The 25,578-nt window shown below is 66.7% G+C and carries 18 protein-coding genes; 13 read left to right on the forward strand and 5 right to left on the reverse strand.

From position 1 onward, the window contains the following. Positions 1 to 496 precede the first annotated feature (496 nt). The 9 genes from ABQY64_RS15095 (at position 497) to ABQY64_RS15135 (ending at position 15,677) form a co-directional block, all read left to right on the forward strand. The gene (locus ABQY64_RS15095) at positions 497 to 3,406 is read left to right on the forward strand and encodes a TonB-dependent receptor (protein ID WP_374151368.1); all 2,910 of its coding nucleotides are present in this window, start codon (positions 497 to 499) and stop codon (positions 3,404 to 3,406) included. Between the two features lie 63 nt (positions 3,407 to 3,469). Continuing rightward, complete coding sequence (locus ABQY64_RS15100) at positions 3,470 to 5,383, forward strand: beta-galactosidase (protein WP_349779870.1); 1,914 nt, start codon at positions 3,470 to 3,472, stop codon at positions 5,381 to 5,383. Next, positions 5,377 to 6,741: an APC family permease gene (locus ABQY64_RS15105; protein ID WP_349779871.1), complete on the forward strand. Its 1,365-nt coding sequence runs from the start codon at positions 5,377 to 5,379 to the stop codon at positions 6,739 to 6,741. The genes ABQY64_RS15100 and ABQY64_RS15105 overlap by 7 nt, the downstream gene beginning before the upstream one ends. Continuing rightward, positions 6,723 to 7,655, forward strand: a complete 933-nt coding sequence (locus tag ABQY64_RS15110) for a PfkB family carbohydrate kinase (protein WP_349779872.1) — start codon at positions 6,723 to 6,725, stop codon at positions 7,653 to 7,655. The genes ABQY64_RS15105 and ABQY64_RS15110 overlap by 19 nt, the downstream gene beginning before the upstream one ends. Beyond that, positions 7,652 to 9,076, forward strand: a complete 1,425-nt coding sequence (locus tag ABQY64_RS15115) for a 6-phospho-beta-glucosidase (protein WP_104623034.1) — start codon at positions 7,652 to 7,654, stop codon at positions 9,074 to 9,076. Before ABQY64_RS15110 ends, ABQY64_RS15115 begins: the two co-directional genes overlap by 4 nt. A gap of 234 nt (positions 9,077 to 9,310) precedes the next feature. Then, the gene (locus ABQY64_RS15120; RefSeq protein ID WP_349779873.1) at positions 9,311 to 10,771 is read left to right on the forward strand and encodes a glycoside hydrolase family 125 protein; all 1,461 of its coding nucleotides are present in this window, start codon (positions 9,311 to 9,313) and stop codon (positions 10,769 to 10,771) included. 137 nt (positions 10,772 to 10,908) lie between these two features. Further along, on the forward strand, positions 10,909 to 13,251 hold the full coding sequence (locus ABQY64_RS15125; protein ID WP_349779874.1) for a GH92 family glycosyl hydrolase: 2,343 nt from the start codon (positions 10,909 to 10,911) through the stop codon (positions 13,249 to 13,251). Between the two features lie 49 nt (positions 13,252 to 13,300). Then, positions 13,301 to 15,142, forward strand: coding sequence for a beta-galactosidase family protein (locus ABQY64_RS15130; RefSeq protein WP_349779875.1), 1,842 nt, complete (start codon positions 13,301 to 13,303; stop codon positions 15,140 to 15,142). A 319-nt stretch (positions 15,143 to 15,461) separates the two neighbouring features. Next, entirely contained in the window at positions 15,462 to 15,677 is a 216-nt protein-coding gene (locus tag ABQY64_RS15135; RefSeq protein WP_016904393.1) for a hypothetical protein, read from the forward strand. Positions 15,678 to 15,749: 72 nt separating this feature from the next. Here the strand turns inward: ABQY64_RS15135 and ABQY64_RS15140 are convergent, their stop codons facing one another. Continuing rightward, on the reverse strand, positions 15,750 to 16,079 hold the full coding sequence (locus ABQY64_RS15140; protein ID WP_349779876.1) for a RebB family R body protein: 330 nt from the start codon (positions 16,077 to 16,079) through the stop codon (positions 15,750 to 15,752). 409 nt (positions 16,080 to 16,488) lie between these two features. On the opposite strand from ABQY64_RS15140, the gene ABQY64_RS15145 reads away from it, so the two are divergent. After that, positions 16,489 to 17,574, forward strand: coding sequence for a sialidase family protein (locus ABQY64_RS15145; protein WP_349779877.1), 1,086 nt, complete (start codon positions 16,489 to 16,491; stop codon positions 17,572 to 17,574). Positions 17,575 to 18,483: 909 nt separating this feature from the next. Here ABQY64_RS15145 and ABQY64_RS15150 read toward each other — a convergent pair. The 3 genes from ABQY64_RS15150 to ABQY64_RS15160 all read right to left on the reverse strand — a co-directional run bounded on the left by ABQY64_RS15150 (position 18,484) and on the right by ABQY64_RS15160 (position 21,109). Then, positions 18,484 to 19,215, reverse strand: coding sequence for a copper homeostasis protein CutC (locus ABQY64_RS15150; protein ID WP_161961497.1), 732 nt, complete (start codon positions 19,213 to 19,215; stop codon positions 18,484 to 18,486). Next, positions 19,212 to 20,276, reverse strand: coding sequence for a N(4)-(beta-N-acetylglucosaminyl)-L-asparaginase (locus ABQY64_RS15155; protein ID WP_349779878.1), 1,065 nt, complete (start codon positions 20,274 to 20,276; stop codon positions 19,212 to 19,214). Before ABQY64_RS15155 ends, ABQY64_RS15150 begins: the two co-directional genes overlap by 4 nt. Before the next feature lie 575 nt (positions 20,277 to 20,851). Continuing rightward, complete coding sequence (locus ABQY64_RS15160; RefSeq protein ID WP_349779879.1) at positions 20,852 to 21,109, reverse strand: hypothetical protein; 258 nt, start codon at positions 21,107 to 21,109, stop codon at positions 20,852 to 20,854. A 76-nt stretch (positions 21,110 to 21,185) separates the two neighbouring features. On the opposite strand from ABQY64_RS15160, the gene ABQY64_RS15165 reads away from it, so the two are divergent. The 3 genes from ABQY64_RS15165 (at position 21,186) to ABQY64_RS15175 (ending at position 24,918) form a co-directional block, all read left to right on the forward strand. Next, positions 21,186 to 22,655 (forward strand): VWA domain-containing protein, encoded by a 1,470-nt coding sequence (locus ABQY64_RS15165; protein ID WP_349779880.1) that lies wholly within the window; start codon positions 21,186 to 21,188, stop codon positions 22,653 to 22,655. Between the two features lie 29 nt (positions 22,656 to 22,684). Then, positions 22,685 to 23,257: a sigma-70 family RNA polymerase sigma factor gene (locus tag ABQY64_RS15170; RefSeq protein ID WP_024940204.1), complete on the forward strand. Its 573-nt coding sequence runs from the start codon at positions 22,685 to 22,687 to the stop codon at positions 23,255 to 23,257. A gap of 1,187 nt (positions 23,258 to 24,444) precedes the next feature. After that, positions 24,445 to 24,918, forward strand: coding sequence for a hypothetical protein (locus tag ABQY64_RS15175; protein ID WP_349779881.1), 474 nt, complete (start codon positions 24,445 to 24,447; stop codon positions 24,916 to 24,918). Between the two features lie 45 nt (positions 24,919 to 24,963). Here ABQY64_RS15175 and ABQY64_RS15180 read toward each other — a convergent pair whose 3' ends face one another. Then, positions 24,964 to 25,536 carry a GNAT family N-acetyltransferase gene (locus ABQY64_RS15180; RefSeq protein ID WP_102251502.1) on the reverse strand — a complete coding sequence of 191 codons (573 nt, stop codon included), beginning with the start codon at positions 25,534 to 25,536 and terminating at the stop codon, positions 24,964 to 24,966. Positions 25,537 to 25,578: the final 42 nt, after the last annotated feature.

Genomic DNA, 25,578 nt, shown 5'->3' on the forward strand with positions numbered 1-25,578 from the left:
ATCGGCGCTGCGCCCGACGCACATGACGGCAACAGCGTTTCCACGTAGCACCTGCACTGGGAGATGGTTGGATGCAGCATCGTCGTATCGACCAGCGCGTATCTGTCGCCGCTCATGCAGTGCATCGCATCGGCGCCTGCGGTGCTGTCGTCACGCTGGCGCAGCCGTCATGACCAAGCATTACAAGTTGAGCGCAATGCGCTCGCGTTCCAAGTGCATTGCCGGGTACTCCCCGCCCCGCCACTGACGCCTGCATGGCTGTCCCAGCTGGCAGACGCTCCGGCGCCACTCCCGTTCGGTAATTCGCACATGCGTTAATCGCGTGTTGCGCGATGCCGTGCGCGCGCATCGCCGTGCACCCGTCTGCCCAAGAGCAAGGCATCGGCAAGGCGTTGCCGTCGGCAACGCTGCCCAGCATCTGGCGAGGTGGCACGTGACAAAGCGTGAGCGTTCGAACGGCAAGCAGTGGGTCGTGGCAATCCTGACCGTGACCGGCATGGCGTCTGCCGCAGCCGCAGTGGCCGGCACTGTGGAGGGAGACCTCAAGGAAGGCAGCAGCGGCAAGCCCGCCGCCAATGCGAAGGTACGCATTGCCGGCACGTCCTACAGCGCGGTGGCCGATGCGCGCGGGCACTTCGTCATCCGCGATGTGCCTGCCGGGCAGTACGCGCTAGCTCTGGACTACCCCGGCTTCAGCGCGGCCGAGACCAGCGTGCAGGTCGGCGACAGCGGCACGGCCTCGGTGGCCATTGCGCTGGAGGAGGTCAAGCAACTGAAGGCGGTCAGCGTGGTGAGCAACCGCTACGACGCCAGCGACCTGAAGATCAACGCCGCCAACACGGTGGACGTGCTGTCGGCCAACGACCTGCAACGCACCGCCGTGCACAACGTGGCCGAAGCGCTCGGCCTGATCGCCGGCATCAACATCACCAGCACCGGCTCGGGCTATTTCGGCGGCATCGATGGCGCCGCGCGCGGCGAAGGCATGTTCGCCTCGGTGCGCGGGCTGCCGTCCGAATACAACGTCAACATGATCGACGGCGTCACCGTGGCGCAAGGCATGCCGTACAGCCGCAGCGTACAACTCAGCCTGTTGCCGCCGAGCGGCCTGCAGACCATCGTCGCCAACAAAACCTCCACCGCCGACATGGACGGCGATGCGATCGGCGGCACGCTGGATTTCCGCACGCCCACCGCCTACGACTTCAAGGACATCACCAGCGGCAGCGTCACCGGCAGCGGCCGGGTGGAAAGCCGTGCGCGCGATTACGGTGGCGATGGCCTGGGCGGCGGCTTCGGCGGCGAGTTCCAGCACAAGTTCGGTGAGGCGCAACAGTTCGGCGTGTACGCCAGCGCGTACTACGACTACCGCACCACCACCAACAGCGAGGTGGCTGCGGCCACCAGCGCACTCAACGATGGCTCCTGGGAATACCTGAATACCGATGCCGAAGGTCGCAACGCGGCCGGTTTCGACCCGCAACACAACCTCACCAGCACCGGCATGAACGTCGGTATCGCCGCCGGCTGGGAGCGCCGCTATGGTGGCAATGCCTCGTTCGACTGGCATGTGGACGACAGCCTGTCGCTGTATGCGCGCATGACCTACGCCTATGCCAAGACCGAGCAAGGCACCACCTTCGTGCAGTTGCTGCCGCAGGATGTGAGCTACGTGCCGACCGGCACGCCGGGCGTGTTCACCCCGAATATCGGCCGCATCGCCTCGCGCTTCTGGTACGAGACCAACCCGGAAGTCGCCGACCTGGCCACCTTCCAGATCGGCGCCAAAAAGACCGCCGGCGGCTGGACCTTCATGCCCAACCTATTCTACAGCTTCGGCAACAACGACCGACCCGACCATGTCGAAATCGACGGGCGCGAAGACAAGTTCAGCCAGGACAACTACGCCTACTCCGGCAACAGCTTCGTGCGCTATGGCGGCAGCGCGTTCCCCTACCCACAGCTCACGCCCGCGCTGCAGGCGCAGGTCAACAACATCCCGGCGTTGTACGCCAGCAGCTATGGCGAACAGACCAAGATCTACTCCGGCCAGAAGAAGGGCGGCGCGCGTTTCGACACCCGCTACGATTTCGAAGATGGCGCGCTGCGGTCAGTGCAGTTCGGAGTGAAGTACAGCAAGAGCAGCCGCCGCTACACCAATCGCGACTGGTATACCGGCGGCGTGGACGGCACCACCACGTTAGGCGATCTGGGCATCTTCACCGGCACCTATGCCTCGATCTTTCCCGGCAAATACGACTGGAATACGCCACGGGTGAGCGAAGAGGCGGTGGCCGGCGTCATCGCGCAACACCTCAGCGACGATGACCTGGACACCTGCGGCAGTGCGTTCTACGTCAACAACTACAACTGCAACACCATGCGCGGCACCGAGGCGGTCAGCGCCGCCTATGCCACTGCCACCTTCACGGTCGGCAACCTGGATATCGTGCCGGGCGTGCGCTTCGAGCACACCGGGATCGACAACACCTTCTGGGTGAGCCCGGTGGATGCGGACGGCAACGAGATCGTCGGCTACTTCGACCACAACCACACCTCCTACAACGAGCCGTTGCCCAGCGTGTTCCTGACCTGGCGGCCGGACCTGCGCACCGCCTATCGCGCCTCGCTGTGGACCAGCTATACGCGGCCGGCCTTCGTGCAGCTGGGTGGCGGCAGCCAGATCGACATCTCCAATGGCGTCACCACCATCACCCAAGGCAATCCCGATCTGAAGCCGATCGAATCCACCAACCTGGACCTGTCCGGAGAGTGGTCCACCGAGCGCGGCGGCTTCTTCTCGCTGGCCGGCTTCTACAAGCAACTGCGCAACTACATCTACGATGCCGGCTCGGCCCAGGCCAACGGCAACACCACCGGCAGCGGCACGGTGCTGTACCACATGCCCACCAACGGCGGCGACGGCAAGATCTACGGGGTGGAACTCAGCGCGCGGCAGAAGTTCCAGGACCTGCCGGCGCCCTTCGACGGCCTGGGCATCAGTGCCAACGCCACCCGCCAGCATGCGCGCGCCGACCTGGGCCTGGCTGGCTTCGACAACGAACACATGCAATCGGCGCCGTCGGCGATGGCCAACCTGGAGTTGTTCTACGAGCACAACGGGTTCTCGTTGAACCTGAGCTACCACTTCAGCAGTTCTTACCTGCTGGGCTACGACTTCCTGCACGAAGGCGCGCCCTGGAACGACCTGTGGGCACGCCCGACCCGGCGCGTGGATCTGCACACCGGCTACCGCTTCGACAACGGCGTGAGCATGGACCTGTCGATCTCCAACCTGACCAAGGAATACAGCTACTGGGCGCATGTGGGCCGCAACAACCTGGCGATCTCCGACATCGTCGATGCCGGCAGCACCGCCTTGTTCACGGTCAAGTACGCGTTCTAGCGGCGCGTGGCGCACTCACTGCGCGGCGCAACGCAGCGATTCCTTTCACTCCCTGGAGCAGCGATGAAACGCAGAAGCCTGTGCACGTTCGGCCTGCTCGCACCGCTCGGTCTGGCGGCCGCGCCGGCGCTGCTGTCGTCGCTGCATGCACCGCTGCCGGATGGGCGGCCGCATGCGTTCGGCTTCGAGCACGGCCAGTTCGTGCTGGATCAGCAGCCGTGGCAACTCCGCAGTGGCGAGATGCATCCGCTGCGCATCGCCCGGGCGGACTGGCTGCAGCGCATCCGCATGGCCAAGGCGCTGGGCTTGAACACCATCGCGCTATACCTGATGTGGAATGCGTACGAACGCGAGCCGGGGCAATTCGATTTCGACACCGGCGAACGCGATTTCGTTGCCTTCATCAAGCTCTGCCAACAGGAAGGACTATGGGTGTATCTGCGCCCCGGCCCGTACGTCTGCGCCGAGTGGACGCTGGGCGGGCTGCCGCCGTATCTGTTGCGCGAGCCGGGCATGCGCCTGCGCGATGCCGGCGACGCGCGCTACATGGCGGCGGTGCAGCGCTATATCGCCGCAGTGGCGCCGCGCATCGCCCCGTTGATGGCCAATGCCGGCGGGCCGGTGCTGATGCTGCAGATCGAGAACGAATACAGCATGCAGGGCAGCGACGTGGGCTATCTTCATGCAGTGGCTGCGCTGTGGCGCGCGCACGGCATCGATGGTCCGTTTTCATTGGCCGAAGGCATGAAGGATCTGCGCCGGCGCAAGGCCTATCTGCCAGGCGCCGCGCTGGGACTGGATGGGGCCGATCTGGATGAATTGCAGGAAGCGAAACAGTTTGCAGGCACTGCGCCGGTATGGGTGGCCGAAGGCTATCCGGGTTGGCTGACGCATTGGGGCGAAGACGACTTCGCAAAGCGCGATTACGCACCGACCCTGCAGCAACTGATGGCCGCCGGCTACTCCTTCAATCTCTACATGGTGCATGGCGGCAGCAACTTCGGCCTGAGCGCCGGTGCCAATGCCGAAGACGACGGCTCGCAGTTCCAGCCTGCACTGACCAGCTACGACTACGGCGCCCCGATCGACGAAGGCGGCCGCGCCACGCCTGCGTACATGGCGCTGCGCCGGATCATCGCCCGGCACAGCAGCACCGCGCTGCCGGCAATCCCGCAGGCACCGCCGCGCGCACGCTTTGCATCGGTCACCGCGCACCCGGTCGCCGCGCTCTGGGACACCCTGAGCCCCACGCCGGTGCACACCGAGCGGCCCACCGACAACCAACGCCTGCTCAAGCAGAACCTGGGGCTGGTGGTGTACCGGCGCCGTATTGCAGCCGGCACGCAGTTGGAGCTTGGCAAGGTGCACGACTATGCGGTGGTGCAACTGGACGGCGAGGAGATCGGGCATGTCTCGCGCATGCCGCACGCGCGCCTCAACAGCGCGCCGCAGCTCCCGCTCCCGCAGGCCGCATCCGATGAGCGCAGATTGGACGTCCTGGTCGACAGCTTTGGCCACATCAACTTCGGCCCGGCCTTGGGCGATGCGAAAGGCTTGCTCGGCCCGGTGCTGCTGGATGGAAAGGAGCTGCGCGGTTGGCAGGTCTACGGCTTGCCGCTGGATGACGACAAGGCGCCAGCGCTGCGCCCGCTACAAGGCCCACCCACACGGCCCGGCCTGTACTTCGCAGCCGCCATCGCGCTGGAGAGCGTCGGCGACGTCTACATCGACATGAGTCAGTGGCGCAAAGGCTATCTGTGGGTCAACGGCCGCCTGCTCGGGCGTTACTGGGGCATCGGCCCGCAGCAGTGCCTGTTCTGCCCTGGCGCGTGGTTGAAGCAAGGCGACAACGCAGTGCTGGTGCTTGATCTGCATCAGCTGCAGCCGGCCGCGATTCACTGCGCAGACGGGCTGACCTCGACACGCATCGCGCGCCCCACAGCGGCAGTCGCGCAGGCGGAGCCCAGCGCATGCTGACCGCACCCAGCGTCGTGCCGGCGACTCCACAGGCCTCGGCACCGCCGCGCACGCTCGGTTTCTGGAGCGCGCTGTCGGCCAACCTGCTCAACATGATCGGCATCGGGCCCTTCATCACCATCCCGCTGGCGCTGTCGGCACTGGCCGGGCCGGCGGTGCTGGCCGGTTGGGTCGCCGGCGCGCTGCTCTGCCTGTGCGATGGCCTGGTCTGGGCCGAACTGGGCGCGGCGATCCCGCGCTCGGGCGGGCCGTACCACTACCTGCGCGAGGCCTACGGCCGCGACCGCTGGGGGCGGCTGTTCGGTTTCCTGTATCTGTGGCAGACGCTGCTGACCGCACCGTTGTCGGTGGGCTCGGCGGCGGTCGGTTGCGTGCAGTACCTGGCCTTCCTGCTGCCGGGGCTGGGCCATACCCAGCTCACTGCGGTCGCGATGGCGTTGTGCGCGTTCAACACACTGCTGCTGTATCGCAAGGTGCGCTCGGTGCAGCTGCTATCGCTGCTGGTCAGTGCGGTGGTGATCGGTGCCTGCGTATGGATCATCGTCAGTGGCGTGCTGCATTTCGACGTCGGCATCGCCTCGGCGTTCTTGCATGCCCGCCCGACATCGCCGCACGGGTTCTGGCTGGGCTTTGGTGCAGTGGCACTGATCGCGGTCTACGACTACGGCGGCTACAACAACGTGTGCATGCTGGGCGGTGAAATCCGCAAGCCGCGCCGCACGATTCCGCGCGCGGTGCTGATCTCGATCCCGATCGTGGCGCTGCTCTACCTGGGCCTCAACATCACCCTGCTCGGTGTCCTGCCCTGGCAGCAGGCGGCGCACTCCAAGGCGGTGATGGCCGACTTCATGCAGGCCATCTACGGGCCCATCGGCAGCACCGTGGCGGTGGCACTGATCGTGCTGGCCAGCTGGGGCTCGGCGCTGGTGGTGCAGTTGGGCTATTCGCGGGTGCCGTATGCGGCCGCAGCGGCCGGGCAGTTCTTCGGCGTGTTCGCGCGGCTGCATCCGCGCGGCGGCTTCCCGACCGTGGCGCTGCTGTTCGTCGGTGCGACCTCGGCGCTGGCCTGCCTGCTGTCGCTGGACGATCTGATCGCCACCTTGATGATCATCCAGATCCTGTTCCAGTTTCTGGCGCAATGCCTGGCGGTGGTGCTGCTGCGACGCAGGCGACGTCGGCGCGCCTTTGCGATGCCGCTGTATCCATGGCCGTTGCTGATCAGCGTGTTCGGCTGGCTGTACCTGCTGGCGACCAGCCCGGGACGCCGCCTGCTCGCCGCCGTGGTGGCGCTGTGCGCGGGCAGCGCCTTGTATCTGATCCAGGCACGGAGGCAGCGCGCATGGCCGTTCCAGCAGTGAACACCGCGCAACTCGTGGTGGTCGGCGAGGTCTATCTGGACCATATCTTCAGCGGCTTCGCACGCTGGCCGGCACCGGGCGAAGAAGCGCTGGCGCGCCATTACACGCGTGAGCTGGGCGGCGGCACCGTCATCACCGCCTGCGCGCTGGCGCGCCTGGGCTGCAACGTGCGCGTACTCGGTGCGATCGGTGCGCAGGACCGCGCGGTGTTCGCCCAGCGTCTGGGCGAGTTCGGTGTCTCGGCCGACGGGCTGGTCGATTCGGAAGCCGGCACCGGCGTGACCACCAGCGTGTCGCTGCAGGAGGACCGCTCGTTCTTCACCTATATCGGCGCCAATGCCGAGTTGGGCACGCTGCTGCTGCGCGAGCAATCCATGGCCGCGATGTGCGCGGCCCGGCATGTGCACTTCGCAATGCCGTTGCCGGCCGCGCTGGCCGCCGTCGTGTTGCCGCTGCTGGCGCGCGCCGGCTGCACAACCTCGCTGGATGTGGGCTTCAGCCCGGCCTGGCTCACCGACCCGGCCAACCACGCCACCTGCCGCGCGGTGACCTGGTTCCTGCCCAACCAGAAAGAAGCCGCGCTGATGGGCTGCGACGACGGCGCCGATGCCTGCCTGGCCTGGGCGCGCGCGCTTGGCCTGCGGCAGGCGGTGATCAAGCGCGGCGCTGCGGGCGCCATGGTGATCGACAACAACGGCGCACGCCCGATCGCCGCGCCCAGCGTGCCGGTGCGCGATACCACCGGTGCCGGCGATGCCTTCGATGCCGGCTTTCTGGCCGCCCAGCTGCGCGGCCTGCCGCTGGACGAGAGCGCACAGCACGGCTGCCATGCCGGCGCTGCCTGTTGCAGCGCGCTCGGCGCGCTCGACGGCCTTTTTCTTTTATCTCACCCCACACACGAGGACGTTCCATGAGCAGTTCTGTCGACAATCGCAAGCTGACCCTGATCGGCGGCGGCGGCGTACGCACGCCGTTGGTGGTGTACGGCGTCAACGAGGCAGCCGAAGCGCTGGGCGCGCGCGAAATCGTGCTGTACGACCCCGACCAGGAGCGCCTGGCGCTGATGGTGGCGATGGGCCGCGCGATCGTCGCCGAGTCCGGCGGCGCGCTGCAGGTGCATGCCGCGCCTTCGCTGGAAGCGGCGATCGAGGGCGCGCACTTCGTGCTCAACAGCATCCGCGTCGGTGGCATCGCCCAGCGTGCTTCCGACGAGCAGACCATCATCCGCCATGGCTATTCCGGCCAGGAAACCACCGGCCCCGGCGGCGTGGCCAAGGCCTTGCGCACGGTGCCGGTGGCGATCGAACAGGCGCGCCTGATCGAGCGCCTGAGCCCGGACGCCTGGCTGGTCAGCTTCACCAATCCGGCCGGGCTGATCACCCAGGCCATCAGCGCGCACACCCGCGCGCGCGTGGTCGGCATCTGCGACACGCCGGTGGAGCTGTTCCACAACATCGCGCGCGCGCTCGGCGAGCCGGCCGAAGAGGTGGAATGCGACTACGTCGGCCTCAACCACCTGGGCTGGATCCGCGCAGTACGGCTGCGCGGCGTGGACATCATCGACCGCGTGCTCGCCGACGACGCCATCCTGCGGCAGCTGTACCTGGCGCCGTTGTTCGACTTCGACATGCTGCGTGCGCTGCGGCTGATCCCCACCGAGTACCTGTACTTCTTCTACGAGCGCCGCCGCGCCCTGGACAACCAGCGCGCCAGCGGCGCCAGCCGCGGTGGCGAGATCGAGCGGCTCAACCGCAGCCTGATCGGCGACCTGCGCAGCCGCCTGGAGGCCGGCGACACCACCGGCGCGGTGCAGACCTATGCCGCCTACCTGGCGCAACGCTCCGGCTCGTACATGAAGCTGGAGGCCGAGGCCGGCTCGGCCTTCGCGCCGGACCTGGCGCCGCAGCCGGACCCGTTCCGCGCCAGCACCGGTTATCACCGCATCGCGGTGGACGTGATGAGCGCATTGACCGGCGCCCGCCCCAGCCGGCACGTGGTCAACGTGCGCAACCAGGGCGCGCTGGCCGAGCTGGCCGACGACGACATCGTGGAAATCGCTTCGGACATCGACCGCGACCGCATCGTGCCGATCCCGGCCGCGCCGCTGCCGGCCGCGGTGCAAGGGCTGGTGCGCTCGTTCAAGGCCTACGAACACGCCGCAATCGAGGCCGCGCTCAGCGGCAGCCACCTGGACGCCTGCAAGGCGATGCTGATCCACCCGGCGATCGGCGAGTGGAGCCCGTCGCGGCGCATGCTGGACGAACTGTTCGGGCATGCACACGACGATGGCCACTGCGCGGGACCGGCGCACTGGCGCGGGCATGCGGCCGGTTGAAAGCCGGTGCCGCGCGACCGCCGAGGACGCGGACCAGCCACTGCCGCCATCGCCGCAGCCCATGCGTACGGCGCCGAATTGTGCGGGCGCACTATGCACATTCGGCGCACACGTTGTATGGTCATCGGGAATTGGTCATGCAGAGGTCTCATCATCGGCCCGGCACGTGATGCCGCCGCTGCAAGGATGTCCGCTGCGTCGACTGCTTGCTGAAATCCCAGGGAGCTCCAGGTCATGCACACCCGCCGCGACATCCTCCAGTTGCTGGGCGCCAGCGCGGGCGCCGGCCTGCTCGCCGGCGCACTGCCCGCCTTCGCCGCCCCCGTTGCCGGCACCTCCACGGCTGCCGGCAACTTCGTCAGCAAGCGCCCGCCCAAGGCGCAGCGCCGCTTCGTCAGCAAGGCGGTCGAGCAGCAGATCGTGCAGATCAAGGCGCGCATCGCCGATCCCGAGCTGGCCTGGCTGTTCGAGAACTGCTACCCCAACACGCTGGACACCACGGTGGAAACCGGCACCCGCAACGGCAAGCCGGACACCTTCGTCATCACCGGCGACATCCATGCGATGTGGCTGCGCGACTCCTCCGCCCAGGTGCACCCGTATGTGCCGCTGGCCAGGCGCGACCCTGCCTTGCGGCGCATGTTCCATGGCCTGATCCAGCGCCAGGCCGCCTGCATCCGGCTGGACCCGTACGCCAACGCCTTCCTGCCCGATGGCCAGACCCAGCGCCTGAAGTGGTCGCTCAACGACATCACCGAGATGAAGCCCGGCGTGGGCGAGCGCAAGTGGGAGATCGATTCGCTGTGCTACCCGATCCGCATCGCGCACGAATACTGGCGCGCCACCGGCGATGCCGCCCCGTTCGACGACGACTGGCGCGCGGCGATGCAGGTGGTGGTCAGAACCTTCCGCGAGCAGCAGCGCAAGGACAACCGCGGCCCCTACGTGTTCCAGCGCCCCTCGCCGTTGGCGACCGAGACCCTGGTGCTGGAAGGCTACGGCCAGCCGACCCGGCCCAACGGCATGATCCACTCGATGTTCCGCCCCTCCGACGATGCCTGCGTGTATCCGTTGTTCGTGCCGGCCAACCTGTTCGCGGTGGCCTCGCTGCGCCAGCTGGCAACGATGAGCACGGCCCTGCATCGTGATGCCGCGTTCGCCGCCGACTGCACCGCGCTGGCCGACGAAGTGGAAGCGGCGACACGCAAGTTCGGCCAGCAACGCGACGCCGATGGGCAGGCCTACTGGGCATTTGAAGTGGACGGTTACGGCAACCAGTTGTTCATCGACGACGCCAACACCCCCGGCCTGCTCAGCCTGGCCTACCTGGGCTGTTGCGACCGCGCCGACCCGGTGTTCCTGCGCACGCGCCAGCTGGCCTGGAGCGAACGCAACCCGTATTTCTCGCGCGGCAGCGCGGCCGAAGGCGTCGGCAGCCCGCACAGCGGCATGGGCACGATCTGGCCGATGTCGATCATCCAGTATGCCCTGGTCAGCGACGACGACGCACAACTGCGCCAATGCCTGCAGTGGCTCAAGACCACCCATGCCGGCACCGGTTTCATGCACGAGGCCTTCGACAAGGACAACCCGAGCAGCTTCACCCGCGACTGGTTCGCCTGGGCCAACACTTTGTTCGGCGAACTGATCATCGACCTGCACCAACGCAAACCCCAGCTGCTGCGCAGCGCCTGATTTTGCGAAGGGCCCGCCCACCCTTCCAACGCGGAACTGCAGAGCTTGATCTTCCCTTCTCCCGCCGGGAGAAGGTGCCCGAAGGGCGGATGAGGGTACGGCCCGCCCCACTTCGTGACATCCAAGAGCACATCACCATGGCAACACGACGCGGTTTTCTCCAAGGCGCCATCGCAGCGGCACTGTTCGGCAGCGCAGGCCTCTCCGGGCTTGCGCGCGCACGCGCCGGCAACTACGCACTGCCGGCCGATGCGCGCACCCGCGCCGAGCTCACCCGCCACGTCGATGTGTTCATCGGCACCGGCGGCCATGGCCACACCTTTCCCGGTGCGACCCTGCCGTTCGGCATGGTGCAGCTGAGTCCGGACACCTACAACGCGGTATGGGATTCGTGCTCCGGCTATCACGAGTCCGACGGCTCGATCATGGGCTTCTCGCACACGCACCTGTCCGGCACCGGCATCGGCGACATGCTGGACGTTCTGCTGGTGCCCGCCACCGGCGAAGTGAAGCTGGTGCCCGGCGCACTCGACGCACCGGACAGCGGTTACCGCTCGCGCTACGACCATGCCGACGAAGCCGCCTCGCCCGGTTACTACCGCGTGCGGCTCAAGGACAGCGGCGTACATGCCGAACTCACCGCCACCGCGCGCGCCGGCCTGCACCGCTACCACTTCCCGAAGGGCAAGCCGGCGCATGTGCTGCTGGACCTGTGCCACGGCATGCAGGACAAACCCGGCATCCCCACCCGCATCACCGACGCGCAACTGCGCGTGGTCGACGACCGCACCCTCACCGGTGGCCGGCGCGTCTACCAATGGGCGAAGGGGCGCTACATCTATTTCGCCATGCGGCTGTCGCGGCCGTTCAAGCAGGTGCAGCTGTACAACGAAGACCAGCCGCTGGCCGCAGGCACGCGCAACGTGGACGGCGTGCACCTCAAGGCCGCCCTGCACTACCCAGATGCCTCAGACGCACCGCTGCTGATCAAGGTCGGCATCTCCGCGGTCAGCGCCGACAATGCGCTGGCCAACCTGGATGCGGAACTGCCCGACTTCGACTTCGCCCGCGTGCATGCGCAAGCCGTGGCCGCCTGGGAAAAGGAACTGGCACGCGTACGCATCGACAGCGATGACGACGCGCAACGCCGCATCTTCTACACCGGCCTGTATCACAGCCTGCTCGCGCCCACCCTGTTCAGCGACGTGGATGGCCGCTACCGCGGCATGGACCTGCAGATCCACACCGCCCCCAAGGGCTATCACAACTACAGCACCTACTCGCTGTGGGACACCTACCGTGCCGCGCATCCACTGCTCACCCTGGTGCAACCCGAGCGCGTACCGGACCTGATGCAATGCCTGGTGCGCGGCGCCAACGAATGCCCGGACGGCGTGGGCATCTGGCCGCTGCAAGGCGTGGAAACCGGCTGCATGATCGGCTATCACTCGGCGGTGGTGCTGGCCGAAGCGCATGCCAAGGGTTTCACCGGCATCGACTACACCGCCGCCTGGCCGGCCTACCGCAAGCGCGCCATGGACGACACCACCCATGGCCTGGCGTACTACCGCAAGCTCGGCTACATCCCCGCCGACAAGGTGGACGAAGCGGTCAGCCGCACGCTGGAATACGCCTACGACGACTGGGCCTGCGCGCATCTGGCACAGGCCGCCGGTGCCACCGACGATGCACGCGCACTGCGCGAGCGCTCGCGCAACTACCGCAACGTCTTCAATCGCGACAGCGGCTTCGTGCAGGCGCGTCTGGAAGACGGCAGTTGGGCCACGCCGTTCGACCCGCGCGGCATGGGCCACATCAGCAAGTGGCGCGATTTCACCGAATCCAATGCCTGGCAGGCCAGCTTCCTCAACCAGCACGACCTGTACGGCTACATGGACCTGTACGGCGGTCGCGATGGCTTCGTCGCCAAGCTCGACGAGCTGTTTTCCACCAGCTCCGAACTGCCCGCCGATGCGCCACCGGATATCGACGGCCTGGTCGGCCAGTACGCGCACGGCAACGAGCCAAGCCACCACGTCGCGTATCTGTTTGCTTACGCCGGCCAACCGTACAAGACCCAGGCGATGGTGCGCCGGCTGCTGCGCGAGCAATACCACGACGCGCGCAATGGCCTGTCCGGCAACGAGGATTGCGGGCAGATGAGTGCCTGGTTCGTGCTCAGCGCGCTCGGGCTGTATGCGGTGGACCCGGTCAGCGGCAACTACGTCCTCGGCAGCCCGCTGTTCAAGCGCGCAGAACTCGATGTCGGCAACGGCCGCACGTTGCGCATCGTCGCCAACAACAGCAGCGCGCAGAACGTGTATGTGCAGTCGCTGAGCTGGAACGGCAAACCGACCAACCGCAGCTGGATGCGGCATGCCGACCTGGCCGCTGGCGGCACGCTGGAATTCACCATGGGCGCCAAACCGAATCCGGCCTTCGGCGCGAACAAGGAGGATCTGCCACCTTCGTTTGCTTGATGTTTGTCCTTACTCGTCACTCGTCACTCGTTACCGCCGAGAATCGCCCATGTTGCGCAGCACCCTCAGCCCCCTCGTCCTGGCCCTCGCGCTGGCGCTTCCCGTCGCCGCCAGTGCCGCCGACACCCACAGCTGGCCCAGCTTCGGCACCCAGGGCACGCAGTTCGTGCGCGACGGCAAGCCGTATCAACTGCTCTCCGGCGCCATCCATTTCCAGCGCATCCCGCGTGACTACTGGAAAGACCGCCTGCAGAAGGCGCGCGCACTGGGCTTGAACACGGTGGAGACCTACGTGTTCTGGAACCTGGTCGAGCCGCAGCAGGGCCGGTTCGACTTCACCGGCAACAACGACGTGGCCGCCTTCGTACGCGAGGCCGCCGCGCAAGGCCTCAACGTGATCCTGCGGCCCGGCCCCTACACCTGCGCCGAGTGGGAAGCCGGCGGCTACCCCGCCTGGTTGTTCGGCAAGGACAACATCCGCGTGCGCAGCCGCGACCCGCGCTTCCTCGCCGCCAGCCAGGCCTATCTGGATGCCGTGTCCCAACAGGTGCGTCCGCTGCTCAATCACAACGGCGGGCCGATCATCGCCGTGCAGGTCGAGAACGAATACGGCTCCTACGACGACGACCATGCCTACATGGCCGACAACCGCGCCATGTACGTCAAGGCCGGCTTCGACGACGCCTTGCTGTTCACCTCCGACGGCGCCGACATGCTCGCCAACGGCACCTTGCCGGACACCCTGGCAGTGGTGAACTTCGCCCCCGGCGAGGCCAAAAGCGCGTTCGACAAACTGATCAAGTTCCGTCCCGACCAACCGCGCATGGTCGGCGAATACTGGGCCGGCTGGTTCGACCACTGGGGCAAGCCGCACGCCAGCACCGACGCCAAACAACAGGCCGAAGAGCTGGAGTGGATCCTGCGCCAGGGGCATTCGGCCAACCTCTACATGTTCATCGGCGGCACCAGTTTCGGCTTCATGAATGGTGCCAACTTCCAGGGTAATCCCAGCGACCATTACGCCCCGCAGACCACCAGCTACGACTACGACGCCATCCTGGACGAAGCCGGCCACCCCACCCCCAAGTTCGCGCTGATGCGCGACGCCATCGCCCGCGTCACCGGCGTGCAGCCGCCCGCACTACCGAAACCGATCGCGATCACGGCGCTGCCGGAGGCGCCGCTGCGCGAATCCGCCTCGCTGTGGGACAACCTGCCCGCCCCGATCGCCATCGATACCCCGCAGCCGATGGAGCACTTCGGCCAGGATTACGGCTACATCCTCTACCGCACCACCGTTACCGGCCCGCGCAAGGGGCCGCTGTACCTGGGCGAGGTGCGCGATGTGGCGCGGGTGTATGTCGACCAGAAGCCGGCCGGCACTGTCGAGCGCCGGCTGCAGCAGGTCTCCACCGATGTGGATATTCCGGCCGGCCAGCACACGCTGGATGTGCTGGTCGAAAACAGCGGCCGCATCAACTACGGCCCGCGCATGGCCGACGGCCGCGCCGGGCTGGTCGACCCGGTGCTGCTGGACAACCAGCAGCTCACCGGCTGGCAGGCCTTCCCGCTGCCGATGCGCTCGCCCGACAGCATCCGCGGCTGGACCCGCAACCCGGTCGCAGGCCCGGCCTTCCACCGCGGCACGCTGCGCATCGGCACACCGACCGACACCTATCTGGACATGCGCGCCTTCGGCAAGGGCGTGGCCTGGGCCAACGGCGTCAACCTGGGCCGCCACTGGGCCATCGGCCCGCAGCGGGCGTTGTATTTCCCGGCCCCGTTCCAGCGCAAGGGCGACAACGCCGTGGTGGTGTTCGACCTGGACAGCACCGCCAAACCCGGCGTGCGCGGCCTGCAGCAGCAGGTGTGGATTACGCCGAAGGACTAACCGGCACGCGGGTGGCGGGCTGCTGGAGATCGCGCACCGGCCCGGGATGGCGATCGCAAGCCGCACGCCCATGCCCGCCGACGCCCAAACCAACTGCCAGGCAACCCGCCCCGGGCGCCCCCGAGCGACGCCCCTTCAGAGCGCCGTGCGCCCGCCGCTATCTGGAGGTCCGCCGCCCGCGCAGCGTCTGCTACCAATTGTGGTATCGGACCGATCGCATTCCAGGCAAGATCACCGGCTCACGCCGTTGTGGAAGGCAGTGGCACATTCCCGTCGTCCTATCGGGCGACGGTCAGATCGTGAGTTCCAGGAGCGTTTCATGTCGTCGTCCACCGTTACGCAAGACCCTGTCTCCGCGGTTCCGGAGCAGACTCAGCACGCCTTCGCCGAACACGTTCACAGCAAGCCCGCGCCCAGCCAGCCGATCGGCAGCACCGAAGCGGCGCACCTGATGACCTTCCTGTGCCAGACCCACTCGGCCAAGCAGCCGCAGATCCTGCTGCCGCCGCAGGCGCGCGACGACGACGCGGCCTGAGTGCGACGACACTCGCGTCAGCAATGGTAATAGCAACATTGGCGACAGCACTGGCGCTGTCGCCAGCCGCCATTATTTGCTGGTGTTGAACGCATTGAGCACGGTGAGCAGACTGGTCAGATTGTCGGCGACACCCGTCTGCGCGACCTTCTCGACATCCGCCGCCGAGGCGGTCGTATAAAGGCTGTAGATCTGCATCACGCCCTGGTTGCTGGCGGCCTGCGACAGCGTGTTTTGCTGCTGTTGCGCCGATACCGCGTTCTGAAACAGGATGCCGGTCGAATGCGCCATGCTCTGGTAGATCGTGCCCATCGCCATTGCAGGCGCCTCGCCAATGACCTTGACGTTGGACTGCGTGACAGCATCGGTGATCTGGTCGTTGACTGATGTTGGAAAAGCCATACGTGTGCTCCTGAGTGGACGGATACACGGCGCTGCGCGTTGTTGCACGCCAATCAATCGACACTGAAAGCCGGTCGCAGCTGTTTACCGCGTTGCGGTGCGCCGACCAAGCGCCAGGCACACCGCACACCGTGTCATCTCGATAACGGCCTGCTCGCGCACGACTGAATCCTCGCAACGCCGCTTCGCGATGGACGTCGCAGGCGCAGCAAAGTTCTGCGTCATGCCGGTGGGCATGGTCAACGCGGTCAGGCCGAGTGCGGCCAGCCAGCGCAATGGGGAAAGTGGGCGTGACGACATCGCGGGTCCTCGCCGTGGGGGCGACGACGGCACGTGGGATGACCAGAGCACATGGTATTTAATAGATAATAAATAGGTATCTTTAAAATCCGCACAGGACTTCACCACGATGCTCCCGTCACGCCTGCTGACCTGCCTTGTTGCGAGCCTTACCGCCTGCGCAGTTCAAGCCGAATCGCCCATGCCGACGCCCTCACCCATCTTGCTCAGCGAGTTCATCGCCGACCCGGCACCGACACCGCAGGCGCATGCTTCCACGCTGCTGGAAACCCGCGACGGCACGCTGCTGGCGGCGTGGTTCGGCGGCGCGCACGAGGGAGCGGCCGATGTCGGTATCTGGCTCGCACAACGCGGCGTGCAGCACTGGCAGTCGCCACGACGCATCGCCGACGGCGCGCATGCCGGCACGGATGGCGCCGCGCTGCCGGCCTGGAATCCGGTGTTGTTCCAGTCCGGCACCGGCCCGGTGCAGCTGTACTACAAGCTCGGCCCGAATCCGCGCGATTGGTGGGGCCTGCGCACCACCTCCGATGACGACGGTGCGCACTGGTCGCCGCCGCAGCGCCTGCCCGACGGCATTCTTGGCCCGATCAAGAACAAGCCGGTGCAATTGCCGAACGGACGCATCCTTGCGCCCAGCAGCAGCGAAGACCGCGGCTGGCGCGCGCATCTGGAATGGAGCGACGACGACGGCGCGCACTGGCAGCGCGGCATGCCCCTCAACGACCCGGCGGTGATCGGTGCGATCCAGCCCAGCGTGTTGCTGCATGCGGACGGGCGCGTGCAGGTACTCGGGCGCAGCCAGCAGAACAAGTTGTTCAGTACCTTCTCGCAGGATGGCGGCCTGCATTGGCAACCGATGCAGTTGCTGGACGTGGAGAACCCCAACTCCGGCACCGACGCAGTGATGCTGCACGACGGCCGCGCCCTGCTGGTCTACAACCCCGGTATCGCCGGCAAGGACTGGTGGGATGGTCGCGGCACGCTTGCGGTGGCGCTATCGACCGACGGCGTGCACTGGCAGCGTGTACTCACGCTGGAAAACAGCGCAAAGGACGAGTTCTCCTATCCGGCGGTGATCCAGACCCGCGATGGCCTGGTCCATATCAGCTACACCTGGAAGCGCCAACGCATCAAGCATGTCGTGATCGATCCGGTGAGGCTAGGCGGCAATGCAGATGGCACGATGCCATAGCCACTTCTGCATTGTCCGGAAGTAAGCCAAGCGCACGGTGTCCTTGCCGCTCGCGGGACACGCCGCGAAATGCGCAAGACACAAGCCCAATTCAGTCGAGCGCGCGGTGCCCTCGCCGCTCGCGGGACACGCCGTAAACCCGTCCCTGGGGGCTCGGTGGCGGCATCCATGCCGCCACACGGTCCCGCAAGCGGCGAGGACACCGCACCAGAGAAGTTGTTGGCTGTTTTATTGAAAGCCATGCGTACCGACCATCGAGACAGGTCCTTGCCCGCCCACCGTCGCGGGACCTTACGCGGCATGGATGCCGCGTAAGAGCCTACAAGGACGTACTTGCGGCGTGTCCTGCGATGGTGGGCGGGCAAGGGCCCTGCAACGAAGCACCAGATCAGACGCTTTGCGTTCGCTGCTTCCACAGTGACCTGTCTAAGCTCAACACAACATGCTCTTGAGCTCGGCCGCCGCTTCAACGCAGCAAAGCCTAGTGGTCGAGGGCGCAATGCCCTCACCACTTCCGGGACACGCCGTGAATCCATCCGTGGAGGCTCCGTGGCGGCATCCATGCCGCCAAGGGTCCCGGAACCGGCAAGGGCATCGCGCCTGCTAAGTTGGTCGTGCGCTGATGGAACTGCACAAGCGACGCGCCGACAACCGCTCCTGCTCTTCTCCATGCATACCGACCATCTCGACAAGTCCTTGCCCGCCCACCGTCGCGGGACCTTACGCGGCATGGATGCCGCGTAAGAGCCTACAAGGACGTACTTGCGGCGTGTCCTGCGATGGTGGGCGGGCAAGGACCCGGCAGCCAAGCTACAGCTCAGATGCCACGTCTTCGCTTCACCTAAATTGCCCAGCCACAGCGTGCAAAAAGGTCCCAGCTCACGTGCTCCACAATCGGCATACAGCGCCTCACAGCTCCTGCAACAACCCCACGATCCGCCGCACACGCGTCACATCGGTACGCTGGTAGTCGCCGCCCAGATCGGAGATGTACGCATGCGGCGCATGCACCTGCGCCGCAACCGGCCCACGTGAGGAAGCATGGAATTCGCGCGCGCCGGTGTTGGCGCGCAGCGCACGCACATTGCTTTCGGACACTCCAGCGCCCGGCATGATGCTGATGCGGTCGCCCGCCTGCCGCACCAATGCGGCAATGGTGTCGACACCTTCAAGCGCGCTCGCACGCGCACCGGAGGTCAGCACGCGCTCGCAGCCCAGCGTGATTGCATCTTCCAGCGCGCGTGACGGCTCGGCACTGACATCGATCGCACGATGAAAGGTCACGCCCAGCGAACCGGCTGCGGCGATCAACACCCGCATCGTGCCCATGTCGACCTGCCCGTGCGGATCCAGCGCGCCCAGCACCACGCCATCGCAGCCCAGCCGCACGCATTGCTCCACATCGCGCCGCATCACCTCGACCTCTGCCGCATCGAAAACGAAGTCGCCCACGCGCGGACGGATCAATACGTATAGCGGAATCTGCAATCGCTCACGCACCACCGCCAGCGTACCGAATGATGGCGTCAGCCCGCCGCCATCCAGGCCCCCGCAGAGTTCGACCCGCATCGCACCGCCTTCCTGCGCCGCCAATGCCGACCCCACCGAATCGGCGGCCACTTCCAGCCCCAACGCACTCATGCTGCAGGCTCGGTGGTGTAGTGGCTTTCGCCGGGCACCAGCAGATCCTGCCGCTGCGCATCGCAGACCGCGTAACTGAAACCCTTCTGGATCGCAAACGCACCCACCTCGCCGCGCTTGTTCATCGCCAGAAATCCTACCTGCAAGGTGCGGGTGAGTTCGGGCTTGCGCCGGATCAGCCGCATCACCACCTCGCGGCAGGCATCGGCCGGCGACTTGCCCTGGCGCATCATTTCCACCACCGCAAAACTGCCGACATTGCGGATCACCTCTTCGCCGACGCCGGTCGAGGTCGCACCGCCCACCTCATTGTCCACATACAACCCCGCGCCGATGATCGGGCTGTCGCCAACCCGGCCGTGCATCTTCCACGCCATGCCGCTGGTGGTGCACGCGCCGGACAGGTTGCCGTGCGCATCCAGCGCCAGCATGCCGATGGTGTCGTGATTGTCCTTGCCACCCGGCAATTTGGCATCGCGCCAGGCACGGTTTTCGATATTGGCTTCCGGCGAATACTTCGAGGTCTTCAACCACTCTTTCCACGCCGCTTCCGAGCTGGGCGTGAGCAGCTTGGTCTGCGGGAATCCCTGCTCCAGCGCGAACTGCCGCGCGCCATCGCCGACCAGCATCACATGCGGGGTTTTTTCCATCACCGCGCGCGCCACCGAAATCGCATGCACCACATCTTCCAGTGAAGCAACCGAGCCGCAATTGCCCAGGTGATCCATGATGCAGGCATCCAGCGTCACCCGGCCGTCGCGGTCCGGATAGCCGCCCAGCCCTACGGTGGGATTGCTCGGGTCCGCTTCGGGCACGCGCACGCCGGCTTCCACCGCATCCAGTGCGATACCGCCGCTGCTAAGGATTTTCCAGGCTGCCTGATTGGCGGCAATGCCGAAATCCCAGGTGGAAATCACCCGCGCCGCGCCGCGCGGCAGCGCGGTAACGCGTCCGGCCGTGCCGGAACCGGCGGCGGCCTGCGCACGTGCGCCCCACCCGGCCAGGCCGGAAGCGATCGCACCAAGCGTGGCGCTCTTGAGGAAGTGACGACGTTGGATCATCCGGGCGAACTCCATGCAGAAGGAAGACAGGCAACCGCACTGCGCGGCCACAGCCTTCCATCATGCGGCAGCACCGTGCGCGGATAAACCGCCTTCCGCCACCCAGCAATGCGGATTCGCGCATAACGCGCAGCACTGACTGTAAAACCCCTCTCCCATAGGGGCGAGAAGGCACGGCTGGCGCGCGTGCCTTGGAGCGCCCGCGCTGCTGGCGCGGGCCGGGGCGCGGAGCGGAGGTTGGGGTGAGGGTACGGGCAACCGACACCGCCCTGCACCGCCGTACCCTCATCCGGCGCTACGCGCCACCTTCTCCCATTGGAGAAGGGAAGCATCAAGCCCCTCCAACGGGAGAGGGGTCGGGATGAGGGTACGCAGGCAAGTGATGCCGATCGCCCAGCCCGCCCCCCAGCGGGCACTGCACACAGCACTCAGCAGCGATCGAAAAAATCTTCACCCCAGTTAACCCCGTTTGCCGCACTGGCCCGTTTACTCAATAGAGGCGCAGTGCACGGCGACCTTGGGCTGTCCGTTGTTCACCCATCCCTCTTCGCCACGCAAAGGATTCCCATGCCCCGTCACAGCCTTCTTGCGCTCGCCTTGCTGCTGAGCGCCTGCTCGCACGAGCCGACCGAGCCGAACAGCGACAGCTCGCGCGCCACCGTGCTGCCTGCCACCGCGCAGCCATCGCCATCCACCGCTTCGACACCCGCGCAGATCGAGGGCAGTCTCGCAGCGCCTGTCCCCGCCCACCCCATGCAGCCGCCGTCTGTACCGAGTCCACCACCGGTACCATCGCCATCCGCAATGCCGATGCCGATGCCAGCAGCGGCCATCGCACTTGAGGCCTCCGTTGCACAGCGGGCGCCAAGCGCCAAGTGGGCCGCACCACGCCCAATACTCGACAACCGCATGCCGATGCCGCTGGTCCTGCCGGCGCCGGCCGAAGACCGCGAAACCTATCAAACGCTGCGCGACAACCCGATCGTGCAGACTGCGGCGAATCCGGTGTCCACCTTCAGCATCGACGTGGACACCGGCAGCTACAGCAATGTGCGACGCTTCCTGAGCGCAGGCACGCTGCCGCCGGTGGACGCCGTGCGTGTGGAAGAGCTGATCAACTACTTCCGCTACGACGACCCCGCGCCCACCAATGGCCAACCGTTCGCCGTGCGCACCGAACTGGCGCCCACGCCCTGGAACAACGACAGCCTGCTGTTGCGTGTCGGCATTGCCGGCCGCGACATTGCCACCGCCGATCTGCCGCCGGCCAACCTGGTGTTTCTGGTCGATGTCTCCGGCTCGATGGACTCGCCTGACAAACTGCCGCTGCTGCAATCCTCGCTCAAGCTGCTGGTGCGTCAGTTGCGGGCGAAAGATCGCATCACCCTGGTGACCTATGCCGGCAACACCGCAGTCGTGCTGCCGCCCACGCCCGGCGACCAGCAGGGCCGCATCATCGAAGCCATCGACAGCCTGCAATCGGGCGGATCCACCGCCGGCGCCAGCGGCATCGAACTGGCCTACAGGGCTGCCCAGCAAGCCTATCTGCGCGGCGGCATCAACCGCATCCTGCTTGCCACCGATGGCGACTTCAATGTCGGTGTCACCGACTTCGATCAGCTCAAGGGCATGGTTGCCGAAAAGCGGCGCTCCGGCGTGGCGCTGTCCACGCTCGGCTTCGGCACCGGCAATTACAACGAAACGCTGATGGAACAGCTGGCCGATACCGGCGACGGTGCCTACGCCTACATCGACTCGGCGCTGGAGGCCCGCAAGGTACTGACCCATGAGCTCGGTGCCACGCTGGCCACGATCGCGCGCGACGTCAAGATCCAGGTCGAATTCAATCCGGACACCGTCAAGGAATACCGCCTGATCGGCTATGAGAACCGCGCACTGCAACGCGAGGACTTCAACAACGACCAGGTCGATGCAGGCGAGATCGGCGCCGGCCACACCGTCACCGCGCTGTATGAAATCACCCCGACCGACGGCCACGCATCGGTGGACCCGCTGCGCTATGCCAACACCGCCACACCTCGAAAAGTGCGTGCAATCGACAGCGAACTGGCGCACGTCAAACTGCGCTACAAACTGCCCGATGCACAACGCAGCCAGTTGCTCGACACGGTGGTCCGCAGCAATCAGCGCCGGGCCTTGAACGCCACCAGCGATGCCTTCCGCTTTTCCGCCGCAGTGGCCGGGTTCGGCCAGCGCCTGCGTGGCGGCACTCAGCTGCACGGCTGGGATTATCCGCAGGTGCGCGCCCTGGCCGCGGCCAGCCTGGGCAGCGACCGCTTCGGCTACCGCGCCGATTTCCTGCAGATGGTGCAGCAGGCCGATGCACTGAGTAGCCGGCCAATTGCAACCACCGACTGATGCGCGCGGCACCTGCCTATACTGCGCGCATGCAACCTGCCGACCTTGCGCATCTTCCCGACGAGGAGCTCATGCTCCTCGTCGCCAATGGCTTTGTCGAACAGCCGGCCACCGAGTTGTTCACGCGTCACAACCGCGCGCTGTTCAACTTCCTGGCCTGGTTGTGCGAAGGCAACCTGAGCGAAGCCGAAGACCTCGCGCAGAAGACCTGGGTCAAGCTGATGACCCGCTGCAGCGACTACCGCCCCGGGCAGGCCGCCTTCACCAGTTTTCTGTTCCAGATCGCGCGCAACGGCTGGATCGACACCCGTCGCAGCGCCTCTCACAGCACCTCGGTGGCGCTGGACGACGCGCATCTGCAGCTGCCCGATGACGACCTGTCCACCGAGCAGCTGGCCATGCTCGGCCAGCAACACCATCGCGTGCGCGCCGCGGTGATGGCATTGCCCGACGCACAACGCGAAGTGGTGGTGCTGCGCTTTTTTGCCGAGCTCGGCGTCGAAGAGATCGCCCAGGTGATCGGCGAAGGTTTCGAGACCGTCAAGAGCCGGCTGCGCTATGCATTCGCAAAGTTGCGCCTGAGTCTGGACGCGACCCGATGAGCCAGTCCTTCGAACGGTTTGTCGCCGGCAGCGATGGCCTTGCCGCACTGCTGCGTGCACTGCCGGCGCATACGCCGCCGGCGTCGATGCAGGCGTGGTTCGCACAGGCCGCACGCAACGCCGATGCCGAACGCGCGGCAGTGCATCCACCGCAGGACACCTTTCAGTTCGAAGCACCCGCCACGATGGCGGCGATGTTTGCGGCGGCCGCCGCGCAGGCAGAGCAGGCGCAGGCCGCACGGCGTGCTGCCGTGCAGGCGCGTCTGGCACAGGGCCAGCCTGTCGATCAGGCCGGGACGACGAGCCTGAGCGAGTCCGCGCGTGCGTGGATCGCCGCGCAGCAGCTACACGCCGATACGGCAGAGCTGCGTCCGACGGCGGACGTGGCCGCAGCATCAGCTGCCCTGCTGGCTGCGGCAGTACCCGCATCTGCGGAGGAAGCCGGAGCTGCATCTGGAGTCGCATCGCGCGCGCTTTCTGGGCCTGATAGCGCGTCCACATCCACCTCCCATGCATCGGCGCAGGCGCAGGCATCAGCAGCCACAGCAAGCTCAAACCCCGCCCCTGCCGGCAACCCAGCCGCCCGCCGACGCAGCAGCCGTCGCCCGCGCTGGATGCCGACGCTGGCCTTCGCAGCATCGATCACCCTGGTGGTTGGCCTCGGATTGCAGTGGCAGGCCAGTCAGCCCACCGCGGAGGCGCCGGCAGCGGCTGCAGTCGGGACGGCAGTCGTCGAACCATCGACAGTTCACCCAGCCAGGCGCGCGCCTGAGCAGCTCGATCCCGGCGCAGAGCATGCGTTGGTTTTGCCTGCGGTGCCGGCACCAGCGGATGCCGAAGTCCCCGAAACCGCAGCGCGCCCGAGCGCGGCATCCCCCTCCCCGCCGCCAGCGCCGTCAGCCCTGCCATCGCCCCCCTTGGCCTCGGAACCAGTCAGTGCACCGGCACCTGTAGCGCCTGCGCCGTCATTCGACTCCGCACTCGCCGCCGAACCCACGCCAGGCACTGACCTGCAATCTGCCGACGCCCAGCCACCCGCGGCGCCTGCACCAGCTCCAGCCCCCATCGCCGCACTCCCCGAGGATGCGTCGGTAAGTGGCTCGCTCGCAGCCAGTGCCCGGCGCAACGCGCCTGCGGCACTTGCTCCCATCCCGCCCCCGCCCGCACCGGCATCGCTGCCGGCCCCGATGCCGGTGACCGAGCAGGCGCCGATCGTCATCAGCGCAACAGACGGCACGCTGCAATCACGCGCGCCTGTTGCAGGCCAGCCCGCACCGCTGCGCGTGCTCCACGCACCCTTGCCGCAGACAGACGCCACCCGCGCAACACCGCCCGCCAGCCAGCCAGCCGTCGGCACCACGGCAACCGAGATCAGGATGTCTCGAGCAAAATCCGCTCCGGTGCGCCGCATCGCGCCGATAACGCGCGCCATGTCGCCGGCCGACTGGCTTGCGCGCCACGTCGCCGCTGACGATCACGCGCCGGCTCGGATCCGCATCCTGGCCGCCACACCCGATGCACCCGAAGTGCAGGACTGGGCCACCCGACTGCGCGCGCGCCTCCGGCAACGCGGCTGGTCATCAACACAGGTGGAGGTCTTGCAGGATGTAGGGCTTGAAGCCGACCAACTGCGTGTCGAGCCGCTGACTGTCACGCCCTAGGCCACCGCACCGCGCGCATCGCTGCACTCGCCTGCGCAACCGGGCTCACGCACCCGCCGCCGGAGCGTCGTCGCGCAATCTGCTGGTCAATACATGGTCGCGCCAGACGCCGTTCAATTGCAGATAACGACGCGCATAGCCTTCGATCTGGAAGCCCAGCCGCTGCAGCACACGCGCACTGCGCAGGTTGTCGGGGACGTATTGCGCCATCACTCGATGCAGGCCAAGCGGGCCGAACGCAAACCCGATGCCCTGCGTGGCCGCCCACTGGATCAAACCGCGTCCCTGCTGCTGCGCATCCAGGCCATACCCGAGATGACAGCCCTGGAAGGCACCGCGCTGGATCTGGGTGAAGCCGACCGTGCCGATCACCTGTGCATCGCGCAGCAACACCAGTTGCAATTCGCGCTCGCCCGGCACCGCGGTGCGGTAGGCGATGCTCAGCCGGCGCCAGCCCTCGGTGGTGTAGAACGCCGGTGGCCGCAGCGGCATCGCCGCGGCCAGATGCGCGCGATTACGGCTGTGGTAATCGGCCATCGCGGCCGGATCGACGATGGCCAGATCGCACAGCAGCACACCGTCGGCGTGCTCGACCGGCGCGAAGACGGGAAGACTCATGACAGCCGCGGGCGCGCCTTGCGCGCGGCGTGCGAGTTGTGT

The sequence above is a fragment of the Xanthomonas sp. WHRI 7065 genome, from assembly GCF_040203115.2.
Taxonomy (GTDB): domain Bacteria; phylum Pseudomonadota; class Gammaproteobacteria; order Xanthomonadales; family Xanthomonadaceae; genus Xanthomonas; species Xanthomonas arboricola.